The following is a 12279-nucleotide window of genomic DNA, read 5'->3' as shown; positions in this document are numbered from 1 at the left end:
TAGGCTGTACGCGAATAACCACCCTCGCGTTTAACAGGAGAAAAAAATGACGAACAACCCATTCAATCGCGGTGCCGACAGTGTAACCATTGAGCGCCTAGGTATGGATGCTGGCCTTCGTGCCCACATGCTACGTATCTATAATTACATGGGATTAGGTGTTGCCATCACCGGGCTTGTTGCCTGGCTGATTGGTGAAAATCCAGCGCTCTACGCACCCTTCTTTAACGAAGCAACCCGCCAAATTTCCATCCTTGGCTATGTTGCCATGTTTGCCCCATTGGTATTCATGCTGTTCATGGGCGCTGTATCACAGCGTTCTTCAGCATCGACCTTGCAAGGCATGTTCTGGCTATTCTGCGCATTGATGGGCGTTTCGATGTTTAGCGTCTTTATCATCTTTACTGGCGCAAGCATTGCGAACACCTTCTTTGTAACGGCGGGTATGTTTGCTGCAACATCGCTATGGGGATATACAACTAAAGCCGATTTGACCAAATTCGGCAGCTTCCTGATGATGGCGGTGATTGGTCTTATCATCGCATCCATCGTGAATATATTCCTTCATTCCACGATGATGCACTTCATCATCTCCGGCATTGGTGTGCTGGTATTTGTGGGCTTAACCGCTTATGACACCCAGCGCATCAAGGACACTTATTCCGAAAGCTATGGCGCCGAAAGCAATGACAAGCTGGCCATATTATCGGCATTGCATCTGTACTTGAACTTTGTGAATCTGTTCCAGTACATGCTGCAATTCATGGGCAGCCGCAGAAATTAAGCGCTGCTACATAACCTATTAAAACCGCCTGATGAAAATCAGGCGGTTTTTTTTATGGCTTGAACACTTACCGATAAATGCAGTAATCCTTTCATATATTTCATAAATTTTTCTGTTGGAGATATGATGTCCCCTATTCGTCCTGACACCAAAATATCTGCACAAGAACTAATAGCAATCACGGCTAGACCCGCGGATGAAGTGATTGGTTCTTTTAATGTCTGGCGCTCGCCCGTTCACGGCATGTTGATAGAACCTGTCGGTAATTGCCCACATCGTCCCATCAAAGAGGTTGCGCCCGAAGCAATTTCAATTGCAGCAACGCATAGCGATGAAATAGTTACGCTGCTTTATGGCAAAGAATTGCAATATCGTGTTACGACTGAAACAACCGTGAATGATATTTGGGCGGCTAACTACTACAGAATGGTTCCTGCGGCAGATCGCTACGCGCAGCCAACGCCATTATGGACCCGTGCACTAAACCTGCTTGCACGGCTTATACCTTAAGCCTTATTCCCAATGGATTGTTTGTGCAGTGGTGTTGACCATTGCAATGTATTGAAGCCGTTACAGGATGCACAAATGCCCTGCCATTCGCCGTGGGGTTGTTTGCAGGATATGCACACCCATGCTTCATCTGGCGGCGCGGAAACTGCCAGATTTTTCCATCGTGCCACGGCAGCTTTATCATTCGTTTGAATATCTTCGATATGCGCGAGCAAATCATAATAATCGCGGCGCGGATGGCTATCGGCCAGCGCTTTAGCATAACTGCGCGCTTGGCCCCAAAGGCCTGCTTTGGTCAGTGCGCGCGCAACGAGTAATTTTGAATCCGCATTACCCATATTGCTTTTGGCAAGTTTTTCTGCAGCTTGAGCTTTTTGCAAATCACTGCGGCCGGTTTTTAAACTTAAATACAAATCACCCAATTGTTCATGCGCGCAATTGGGCCACGCACGTTCAATGAGCGCCGCTGCTTCCTTTGCCTTATCTTGCTTGGCAAGCGCGCGTGCTGATGTCAGTACTGTTGGCACCCAGTTGGGGTGCATACGGTCAGCCTGCAAGGTCATTTCAAATGCCTGGCTTGCGTGATTGTGTTCCAGCGCTTCTCTGGCACGTTCAGTAAGCAAAGCGGCCTTGGTGTCGCGCCATTCCTTGCGGGGCATGCTGTGATTGGCACGAAGCTGTTCCAGCGTTTGCATTGCTTTTTCCCAGCTGCGCTGGCGCACCAATACATCAAACAATAATTTTTTTGCTAGCGGCAATTGGGGATGCTTATCGGCAAAACTGGTGGCTGCCTGCAACGCCTCCCCCTGCTTGTTATCACGGAGATGTTGTTCAATGATTTGTTTCCAGGCATAGGGTGAGCTTGCTTCGGCAACCGTGCTGGTCGTGGGTTCAATAACAGATTGCCCCACATGGGATTTTACCAGATCGACAATCTGCGATGGGCCAAGCAGCTTTTCAGCCTTACGCAGGAACTTCGCACCCTTGACTTTTTTCTGTTCGGAAAATGCGCCAATCGCATCGGTCAACATTTTTTGTCCCAAGCGTTGCTGGCGCAAGTGCGTGTGCATACGATAAAGGCGCGGCGTATTACGAATAGCCGCAACGGTTTTCGCGGTTTTGTATGAAATTATAATGAGTAAAACCACAACACCTAGCGCTAGCGCAGCCGATGTTTCAATAACACTATCCTTCCATTCAAAGGTAATTCGGCCAGCACGCTCTGCCACCCAAACGGCAACAAAGACGACCAAAATTATCTTTAAAAGGAATACGAGTAATTTAATCAATTGACGGGTTCCTCAGGTGTATTTTCTTGTACTTTTTCCTGTACTTTTTCGGGAACCTTTTTAATTAGCGGCTTTTCTACAGGCGCAGCCACTGGTGATGCCGACATTGTTGGTTCGGCAACAGGAATGCTGACATCCTTCAAATCATTCAAAACAAGATGCTGAAGCGCATTTACCGCTTCTTCCGTCAAGGCGCGGTCACGCAGCTTTTCCTGCCACTCAGCAAATCCCTTGGGTAATTGCACCGTGTTTTTCTCAGCAAACGTGGAAGCGATGCTGGTTGCTTTGGGCCAATCGCCCGTAACAATTGCGGTCTGCAATTCATCCAGCGATTTGCCGATGGGGGTACCATCATCCACCTGCCCGTTTTTCTTGCGCACGACCACCAGCTTTTGCAGCTGAATGCCAATTTTATCCATCAGCCCATCGGCCTTATCCAGTTTTTCACGCGCAAGAAAATCAGGCGTGAGCGCATGAAGCCCGTTTAATAAAGCCGTGTCAGACGTTAGCGGCTTATCAAACCCTTTCAACAAATTATAGGCATGAGCCGATGTTTCATTGGGAATGATGGTTGCTTCCAGTTCCTTTACATCATTCTGGAACGATAGCCCCAACTGCGCCTTGCGCGTGATGTGTTCCAACACTGCAAGAGCTGCTATGTTTTTTGATTTAGCCAATAGTTCCGCTTTAATTTGTTGGCGCAATTCGGCGTTTTGCTTTTCCCAATCTGCCATTTTGATATTTACAGCAGCGGCAGTGCCTGAAAGCTCCGCTGTGTCTTTTGAAGGTGCGGGTATTTCAGCAAGCTTTTGCTGCAAGGTATCGAATTGCTTTTTGAACGTGTCATTCATCACCGTCAGGGTATTTTCTTGCGCTTTTAAACGGCTTTCCATATCGCTTGATGACTTTTCGGTCATTAACGGCGATACCACCTTGCCTTCACGCACATCGGCAGTTGACCATAACTGATAACCCGAAATGCCCAGTGCAAGCAGCGAGAAAATAAATGCAATCGTTGCGCGCGTTGTGCCGGGAATGTGCGGCGACTTTGGATTAATCGTTGAATTGGATTTCATCAGCGAGGAGCTGGAGGAATTTTCATTAGTCATGCTAAACCACCAATCAATTGAACTATCAGTAGAATGTGGCTTTCAAAGGCCTTTTGCAAGACAATCCCTTAAACAATCCATCATCGCCTGATGAGTGGGTGATTTTGCAACGAAAAGCGATTTCCATCCTGCTTTATCCAGTGCGGCCGCAACCGCATTGCTCAAGCAAAATGCGCTTAACTGTTTGGTGCTTGCCTGTAACCCGGCGGCTGTAATCAGGCCATTGAAAATATCCGCCGTTCGGGCCGAATAAAACAGTACCCCTGACAGTTTATTGTGCTGTATTGCCGCTTGCGTTGCCTCGTCAAACTGCTTTATCGCGTCAGCTGTATAGACAAGGCGCTGGTCAATCCCAAAGCCCGCATCCAGCAATGGTTCATAAAATTCGGTATGCGCATGTTCTGAAGTAATATGCAGCAGCGCGCCAGCATGGGGTTGTACCGACGCCTTGATAAGGCGCGGTAAATCGGCCGATTGCTCGGCAGTAGCCACTATATGTTTAAAGCCTGCATCTTTGAACAAGGTTGCCGTTTCTTTACCCACAATAAACATCGGGATTGTTTCAATATTGGCGAGGTTTTTTATACCCGCCAACGCATTACGGCTGGTGATAATTAGCGCTGATGTTGTTGCGGAAATCGGCTCGACACCCTTTACAGGCTGAATATCCATCAGCGGGGCTAGCAGCGTATCCGCTCCAAGCGCCTCCACATCCTTTTGCGTCGCAGTAGCGTGTTCAATTGCACGGGTGATGAGGATGACTGGTTTCATATCATGAACTTCTATTATTCCGGTAAGATACCTGCAGGAACTTGCTTGCGTAACGCGCGGCCCACTTCGCGGCCCAGACTTACCGCATCACTGGCAGCGGCAGTTTGCTCCGCTTGCCAGATACCTTTGCCTTGGGAATCCGCGACAAGCCCTTGCAGGAATAATCCACCGGAATTATGTACGGCAAGTCCTGCAATAGGTGTATTGCATGAACCATCCAACACTTCCAACATGGCGCGTTCTGCCACCATGGATGACATGGTTTTGGCACAGTTAATTACACCGAGCGCACTGCGAATACCGTCATCGCCCGCGCGAATTTCAAGACCGATAATTCCCTGCGCCACCGCAGGTAATATAGTGCTGGTATCCAAAATTCCATTGGCACGTGATGTTAGGCCAATCCGTTTTAAGCCAGCATAAGCAAGTAATGTAGCATCTACCTGCCCCGCTTCGAGCTTTTTTATGCGCGTGTCGATATTGCCGCGCAAAGGCACCACTTTTAAGTCCGGGCGTTTATTCAAAAGCTGCGCCTGACGGCGAAGGCTGGACGTACCCACAACCGCGCCTTTGGGCAAGCCATCAAGGCTATCAATGCCATTGGTAATCAGCACATCGCGCGGGTCTTCACGCGTCAGGCTTGCAACAATTTCAAGCCCTTGGGGTAGCCATGTCGGTACATCCTTCATTGAATGAACCGCAATATCGATACGGTTTTCAAAAAGAGCTTCTTCCAGTTCCTTTGTGAACAGCCCCTTGCCACCTACATCGACCAGACGCTCGTCCTTGCTGCCCAGAATATGATCGCCAGAGGCCTTCAAAACCACAATTTCAACCGCAGTAGCATCATTCAATTCAGGATAATGCGTGCGCAGCTGGGCCAATACGGTTTGCGTTTGAGCCAATGCCAATGGACTTCCGCGCGTGCCGAGGCGTAAAACTTTTGAAAATCGATTCTGCATTTCAAGGAAACTTTTGAAAAAAATACGGCGACAGCCAATTTACGAAAAAAATTTTCGTGGGGCAGATAAAACATAGTTTAGTTAAAGCGTCACCTGAATCTTCATCTGCAAAATGGCTGATTTCCTTGGTTTCTATTGGCGTCGCGCTGCGCTGCGACAAAATGACGTTAATATTTGCTAATTTTCAGCAAATATCCCATAAAATTTAAGACAATTTTCCATGATTTTCGCCGTGCAATTAATTGAATTTAACCATAAAATCGCCTGAAATTATTGAAACCGATATGTAAATGAAGAGTTTTTTAACGATTACAGTGTTTACTGATATGGCTATTAAGATTTTAGGCGGAATTTTGAATCACTTCCGTACGAAATAGGAAAACAAAGTATTATAACATGAACGTAACAATCGGCGAAAAATTACCAGAGATTTTCAATCTCGCCAGAGAGCGTTCCGAGCCAAGCCGCGTCAAGCTGGCAGGCATACTTGCCGATATCTTCCTTTCCGATAATGCATTAAGTGATCGCGAACAAATTCTGATCAACGAAATTATTGACGAGCTGGTTGGTAATACAACACCGCAAGTCAAACAAATGTTATCGCAGCGCCTGTCCTTCTCGGCGAATGTTCCACACCGTGTGTTGCTGAACCTTGCATGCGATTCACATCCGGAAGTTGCAAAACCAATTCTTATCAATAGCGCACGCCTGAAAGACGAAGATTTGATTTTCGTGATTGAAGCACGCGGCACTGACCATGCACTTTCAATTGCTGAACGCACAACCATCAGCGAAGCCGTTGTCGATGCGATGGTAGCGACCGGCGATGTGGACGTAATGGCCGTAGTTGCTTCCAATCTTGGCGCGAAACTTTCACAGCGCACACTCCATGTAATGATTGAAGCTGCACGCTTTGGCAAAAAGCTCCATGAACCACTGACGAACCGTCCCGAACTTACCGCAGATATGGGCAAACAGCTGTATTGGTGGGTGGGCGCAGAACTTCGCCGTTCTATCGTTTCCCGTTTTGGTATAACCGCTGGCCAAGTTGACCAAGCACTGGAAAATTCAGTGAATGATTTGCTGACCAGCATGGAAACCGACCGCAACGATGATTTAGCCATGCAAAAAGTGGCTGAATGGTTTGCGGAACGCGAAGCCGTTACACCGCGCGCAATGATTCAAGCGCTGCGCATGGGTTTCTTTAAGTTATTCGACATCATGCTGGCAATGAAAACCGGCCTTGATGTATCAATCATTGATATGATGGTTTCAGAAGACGGCGGACGTTCAGTATCCGTTTTATGTAAAGCGATTGGCGTCGATAAGCCAAGCTTTGTATCCATTTTCTTGTTAAGCCGCGGCGCACGCCCCGGCGAACAAATCGTCAATCCAAAAGAATTGTCTTCAGCACTTGCCGCCTTCGATAAGCTGGAAACCGCAACTGCCAAGACCCTTATTGATACTTGGAAGAAAGATCCAAGCTATCTGCTCAGCCGCCTGAAACAGGCCATTCACTAAGCCTTTTCGTCCTAATTCTCACGTTTATCTAGCTTTCCACGCCACCATAATTTGCTCTAGCATTAGTCATGAAGAATGTACTTATTGCATCAACGCATAACAGCCGTGGCTTGAGCGGGGAGTATCCGGCTCTATTCAAGCGCGCCAACCTGACAACGACAGTTATCGCCCACCCCAAATACAAACCTTATGGTGGGCGCGATGTTTCGCACTGGATTGATTCATCGGATAATCCCGATCTTGTTATCATCCAGATTGCAAAACTCGTCAGCGATAATCCAAAGGCTTTTGACTGGATCATTTTAGGTGATGACAACCTTGTGCGCGCTATTGCCACCAGTTCAATTAGTGATGAATTGAAAGCGCGGATTGGCCCGCTAGGCAATTCCAACTATTTTAAACTGATGGAAGGCAAATGTGGCGCCAGCCAGACATTGTCATCACTGGGTTTTAATGTTGCCCCTTTTAGGGTATGCGAACGGGTTGCCGATATTCAACAGGCCATTGCCGAAATTGGGCTTCCTGCCATTGTAAAACCTGACCATAGCCTTGGCAGCGAGGGCGTAACCATTTGCAGAACGCAGGATGATGTTGCAGCCTGTGTCAAGAAATGCCGCGAAGGTGCTCATATCGTTGAGAAATTCATCGTCGGAAAACAGGTGCGTATTGACCCGCTATTCTTTAACGGCCAACTGGTTGCCTGTAATGCCAGCTTGATGTTGGGGATGATGCATGGCGATTTAGGGGTTTCAACCGCGCGCGGCGTTGTCTCTGCCTTACCCTATGTGGAGTTTTTAAAAAAACTGGGGGCCACACTAAACCTGCACGGCATGATGAATATCGGCGTGCTGCACGAAGACAATGGAAAAGAATTCCATATATTTGAAATGGATTGCAGGCCCAATGGCTATGCCAATCAGATTAAGCGGTTCGACAATGATTTTGCGCAAGCGATACTGGCGTATCAGCAACCTGATTTTGATGTCCACAATTTTCTTTCGCCCGATAATAACAAGCTTGCGCGCAACTTTGAACGCGATGTTCTTTATAATATCCGCAAAGGTAATATTAAGGCGCTGCTTGCATGGGTTATTAACGAGGATAATCGTTGGGATTGTCTGCCGTTACACGACCCACGCTTGTTGTTTTTTACCTTCTGGCTAGTTATTAAAGACCTAGCGCAACGGGCGCTGAACAAGCTTGGGAAACTGTTGGGTTTTAAGCGCTAGCCGCAGAATGCTTCCGCAATCACATTCCGATAATCAATAATCAAATTCAAACGCTTGGGATTTGATGCATCTGAACTATTTGGTTGTGGGTGCGCCTCTTTGGCATCATATACCCGTGTACCTTGGGGTAATTTGGAAACATCCACCTTACGGCTACCTGGGGCCAGGGTTTCGCCTTTTGCAAGAATGCGAAGGCCAATGTAATTGGCTGCACCGCCACAGGCATCGACCGCTTTTTCTTTTTCTTGGTGCTGTGTTTTGGTTGGTTCAGCTTGCTGTTCGCGGCCCGCCTCTGGGGCTTTTGGCGTTGCCTTTGGTGTTTCGCTTGCTGGCGCAGCCACTGGTTCCGCCGCATGAACCGTTCCGCTCATTAGCAGCATGGATAACACGATCGTTCCTAATAGCTTGTTCATCAAAGGCCCCTTTTGGTTGGTTCGAGTATTAAATAACATTATCTTGGCAAAAATCAGGCATCAACCGATTATTCGGCAATTTCAGCGATCCGCAGAATGTTGGTACTGCCAGGAACGCCAAACGGTACCCCAGCAGTAATCACCAGTTTATCACCCTTTCTTGTCAGGTTATGTTCCTGCGTAATCTGGCACGCGAATAACACAATTTCGTTGAAGGTTTTCGGATCAAAACCGGGGATAGGATATACCCCGTACGATAAAACCAAACGACGTGCAGTTCTGATTTCCTTGGTAATGCAAATGATGGGCACCTGCGGGCGCTCACGCGCAGCGCGCAGTGTAGTCGAACCCGATGTTGTGTAAGTCACAATACCCACCGCGCCCACCGTTTCTGCAACCTGCCGCGCAGCTGCGGTAATCGCATCGGATGTGTTTTGCTGTAAGGGCGGATGATAACCGGCAATTTGCGTACGATAATACGTATCTACCTCTACGCGCGAAATAATACGGTCCATCATCACCACTGCTTCAACCGGATATGCACCACTGGCAGTTTCAGCAGATAGCATCACTGCGTCTGCGCCATCATAAACCGCCGTGGCAACATCCGATGTTTCGGCCCTTGTTGGCGTTGGCGAGTTAATCATGGATTCCAACATCTGTGTTGCGACAATGACGGGTTTGCCAGCACTGCGGGCCTTGGCGATTAAACGCTTTTGAATACTTGGCACGTCTTCAAGCGGCAGCTCAACGCCCAAATCGCCGCGCGCAACCATAAGGCCATCTGCTGCTTCGATAATTTTTTTAAGCTGGTGTACAGCAGATGGTTTTTCAATCTTGGCGATCAACCCCGCCCGCCCAGCAATAATCTTTTTCGCTTCTTCCACATCTTCGGCACGTTGCACAAACGAAAGCGCAATCCAATCTACCCCCATTTCTAATGCTACTGCTAAATCCTTACGGTCCTTTTCAGTCATCGCCGATAATGGCAACATCACACTTGGGACATTCACGCCTTTACGATCTGATAATGTGGCCCCAGCAATCACGGTTGTTTCTGCAAAATCCTTGCCTGATTTGGTCACGCGCAAGCGCACCTTGCCGTCATCGAGCAGCACATCTGCATCATTACCTATCGCTGCAAAAATTTCAGGATGCGGCAGTTGCACACGCGTTTCATCACCGGCATCGGGCGACATATCCAGTCGGAACGACTGGCCTGCTTTCAATTCAATCTTGCCGTTTTTAAATGTGCCTACGCGCAGCTTTGGGCCTTGCAAATCAGCCAGAATGGAAATGGGATGCGCAAATTCTTTTTCGAGTGCGCGGATAAGATTATAGCGCGCACGATGATCATCATGCGTGCCATGACTGAAATTCAAACGGAACACATCAGCGCCAGCATCGAATAGTGCTTTGATTTTTTCTGCGCTTGAACTTGCGGGACCAAGCGTTGCAACAATTTTAGTATGACTGGGGCGGCGCGTACGTTTAATCGGGGGCATTGGGTATTCGCTCCTGTTGAGCGCGCCTTTGAAGGAAATGGTGCCGGTTGAGAGGATTGAACTCCCGACCTTCGGTTTACAAAACCGCTGCTCTACCGCTGAGCTAAACCGGCAATTGATGCTGAATAAACGAAACTGTGCCTATCGAGCATTTCATTGTTCCTACGTAACGCACGTTTTTAGTGGTGATATTTGGCCTTTGCAATCATCATTTCTGACATCTTGTTTGTTTATTTTGTCCTGATATTATTAACGAATTGGTAAGGACGATTCTAATACTCTTGATTAGGTTCATCTTTTATCAATCCGCCTGTTTAATAACCCGCCCAAACCTCTGCCGACCAAGCCTTTTTCAGGAGTATCGCCTTGCGCCACGCATATCTCGACACCGTTCTCCTTATCGAACGCCTTCACCGCTACTATCTTGAAGTAGTGAAAATCGATCTTGATCGCCGCAATATTCAGGACATTAACAACGTGCAGGCGCTTATTTTGTTCAATATTGGCGAAGATGAAATGACCGTAGGTGAATTGACCGTGCGCGGCTACTACCTCGGTTCAAACGTATCTTACAACGTCAAGAAGATGACCGAAAATAATTACATCATTCAGGAAAAATCACCGCACGATAAACGCTCTATTCGCGTAAAGCTTTCGGAAAAAGGCCTTGTGCTTCACAAGATGCTGAAAGAACAATTTGACCGTCAAATCGCATCGCTTAGCCCTGCGACTCTGGCAGATGCCGACCTTACTCCACTCAACGATATGCTACGTAAACTGGAGCGCTTCTGGACTTCCTTGATGAAGTACTAGCAAGTTTTGTCCCTTTGTTGATGTATATTTAATACCCTTAATTTGCTTTAAGCATATCCTTGCGGCTATCCCATTGATGGATGGCGTTATTGCTTCGATTTTGGAAGTAAAACCCTGTAAAATCTACAAAAAATCCACTGGTTTCCTAAACAAACCTTAAGCGCGATAGCGCTATTCTAACCTCATTCGCGAACACCGTTATGTGTAAAATGAGCATTAGAAAACGCAACATCCTGTCCCGTTTTTCACGCGACAACAGTGGTATTACCGCTGTTGAATTTGCATTTGTGCTGCCTGTTTTGCTATTTTTCATTTTCGGTATTCTGGAATTCTCGATGGTGTTTATGGCTGCAAACGTCTTGGAAAATGCAGCCAATACAGGTACACGCACCGGCAAAACAGGCTATCAGGAAGAAAACATTTCGCGCGAACAAACCATTCGCAATAGCATCAACCAACGCTTGTCTGGCTTTTTAGACCCAGCAAAAATTACAATCGTTACACGGGTATATAAAGCGTTTGGCGATATTGGCAGACCCGAACCCTTCGTCGATCGCAATACAAATGGTGTATATGATGCCGGAGAAACCTATACCGATGTTAATTCCAACGGCCAGTGGGATGCCGATATGGGCACAACAGGCCTTGGCGTTGCCGGAGAAATTGTTGTCTATGAAATATCCTACCCATGGCAGGTCATGACGCCATTTCTTTCGCAGATATTGGCAAATAACGGGCTTATTAATTTGACCTCGCACATTGTGGTGCGCAACGAACCCTACGGTTGAGTAGTATGAAACAGCAAACACGCTTGATGCAGTTGATAAGAGACAATAGCGGTGTCGCAGCGATTGAACTGGCGGTTGTGTTGCCGATGTTGATGACACTATTTTTGGGCGTGGTTGAAATTTCTAATTTCGTTCTGGTGAATGAACGTACCGAAAAAATGGCTCATACCATTGCCGACGTGGTATCACAAGGCGAGGCAATAACAACCGCAGAGCTGGAAAATATATTATCCGCTAGCAGCGAAATCATGAAACCGTTCCCGTTCTCAAGCCTTGGACATGTCATCATCACATCGGTTCATCGTGAAGTAAACGATACGCCAAAAGTTGCATGGCAATATGAAGGTGGCGGCACCTTGACAAATACCCATAGTAATTTCGGCGGCGCTGGATTTGCCAGCCCACTTCCGGAAGGCTTCGTATTAAATGAACGAGAAACCGTGATTATCGCTGAAGTGTTTTATAATCACGAAAATCTGGTGACCAATATGTTCAACGGCAGCAACCCTCAGCTTTATAAATATGCGTTTTATAAGCCACGCCTAGGCGCGCTTAACGTCATTTCTACCCAGTAAGGAAGGAGAC

General features: G+C 47.4%; 13 protein-coding genes and 1 tRNA gene. 7 read left to right on the top strand and 7 right to left on the bottom strand.

Features of this window, described 5'->3' with window-relative positions:
* The first annotated feature begins 46 nt into the window (after positions 1–46).
* Together SFW65_04410 and SFW65_04405 are read left to right on the top strand one after the other, a co-directional pair.
* Complete coding sequence (locus tag SFW65_04410) at positions 47–784, top strand: Bax inhibitor-1/YccA family protein (protein ID MDX1922354.1); 738 nt, start codon at positions 47–49, stop codon at positions 782–784.
* Between the two features lie 123 nt (positions 785–907).
* A complete protein-coding gene (locus SFW65_04405) occupies positions 908–1294 on the top strand; it encodes a hypothetical protein (protein MDX1922353.1) in 387 nt (128 codons plus the stop codon).
* Here SFW65_04405 and SFW65_04400 read toward each other — a convergent pair.
* From SFW65_04400 to hemC, 4 genes are read right to left on the bottom strand one after another with little or no spacing between them, the layout of a single operon-like run.
* Positions 1291–2583, bottom strand: coding sequence for a heme biosynthesis HemY N-terminal domain-containing protein (locus SFW65_04400; GenBank protein MDX1922352.1), 1293 nt, complete (start codon positions 2581–2583; stop codon positions 1291–1293). The two genes, SFW65_04405 and SFW65_04400, sit on opposite strands and share 4 nt — an antisense overlap.
* On the bottom strand, positions 2580–3692 hold the full coding sequence (locus tag SFW65_04395; protein MDX1922351.1) for a hypothetical protein: 1113 nt from the start codon (positions 3690–3692) through the stop codon (positions 2580–2582). The genes SFW65_04400 and SFW65_04395 overlap by 4 nt, the downstream gene beginning before the upstream one ends.
* A gap of 42 nt (positions 3693–3734) precedes the next feature.
* Complete coding sequence (locus tag SFW65_04390; protein ID MDX1922350.1) at positions 3735–4463, bottom strand: uroporphyrinogen-III synthase; 729 nt, start codon at positions 4461–4463, stop codon at positions 3735–3737.
* A 14-nt stretch (positions 4464–4477) separates the two neighbouring features.
* Entirely contained in the window at positions 4478–5425 is a 948-nt protein-coding gene (gene hemC, locus SFW65_04385; GenBank protein MDX1922349.1) for a hydroxymethylbilane synthase, read from the bottom strand.
* Between the two features lie 396 nt (positions 5426–5821).
* Between hemC and SFW65_04380 the strand changes: the two genes are divergently transcribed.
* Positions 5822–6946 (top strand): DUF2336 domain-containing protein, encoded by a 1125-nt coding sequence (locus SFW65_04380; protein MDX1922348.1) that lies wholly within the window; start codon positions 5822–5824, stop codon positions 6944–6946.
* A gap of 68 nt (positions 6947–7014) precedes the next feature.
* On the top strand, positions 7015–8175 hold the full coding sequence (locus SFW65_04375) for an ATP-grasp domain-containing protein (GenBank protein MDX1922347.1): 1161 nt from the start codon (positions 7015–7017) through the stop codon (positions 8173–8175).
* On the opposite strand, the gene SFW65_04370 is transcribed toward SFW65_04375, so the two are convergent.
* From SFW65_04370 to SFW65_04360, 3 genes are all read right to left on the bottom strand, one after another.
* Positions 8172–8588, bottom strand: a complete 417-nt coding sequence (locus SFW65_04370; protein ID MDX1922346.1) for a hypothetical protein — start codon at positions 8586–8588, stop codon at positions 8172–8174. The two genes, SFW65_04375 and SFW65_04370, sit on opposite strands and share 4 nt — an antisense overlap.
* A gap of 68 nt (positions 8589–8656) precedes the next feature.
* The gene (gene pyk / locus SFW65_04365) at positions 8657–10093 is read right to left on the bottom strand and encodes a pyruvate kinase (GenBank protein ID MDX1922345.1); all 1437 of its coding nucleotides are present in this window, start codon (positions 10091–10093) and stop codon (positions 8657–8659) included.
* 38 nt (positions 10094–10131) lie between these two features.
* Positions 10132–10206, bottom strand: a tRNA-Thr gene (locus SFW65_04360).
* A 253-nt stretch (positions 10207–10459) separates the two neighbouring features.
* On the opposite strand from SFW65_04360, the gene SFW65_04355 reads away from it, so the two are divergent.
* The 3 genes from SFW65_04355 to SFW65_04345 all read left to right on the top strand — a co-directional run bounded on the left by SFW65_04355 (position 10460) and on the right by SFW65_04345 (position 12269).
* The gene (locus SFW65_04355; GenBank protein MDX1922344.1) at positions 10460–10906 is read left to right on the top strand and encodes a winged helix DNA-binding protein; all 447 of its coding nucleotides are present in this window, start codon (positions 10460–10462) and stop codon (positions 10904–10906) included.
* A gap of 209 nt (positions 10907–11115) precedes the next feature.
* Complete coding sequence (locus SFW65_04350) at positions 11116–11694, top strand: TadE family protein (GenBank protein ID MDX1922343.1); 579 nt, start codon at positions 11116–11118, stop codon at positions 11692–11694.
* 5 nt (positions 11695–11699) lie between these two features.
* On the top strand, positions 11700–12269 hold the full coding sequence (locus tag SFW65_04345; GenBank protein ID MDX1922342.1) for a TadE/TadG family type IV pilus assembly protein: 570 nt from the start codon (positions 11700–11702) through the stop codon (positions 12267–12269).
* The last annotated feature ends 10 nt before the right edge of the window (positions 12270–12279 follow it).

It is taken from the genome of Alphaproteobacteria bacterium, assembly GCA_033762625.1.
In the GTDB taxonomy this organism is placed as follows: Bacteria; Pseudomonadota; Alphaproteobacteria; order UBA9219; family RGZA01; genus RGZA01.
Note: the sequence above shows the minus strand (reverse complement) of the source record. Positions and strands in the feature narration are given on the sequence as shown.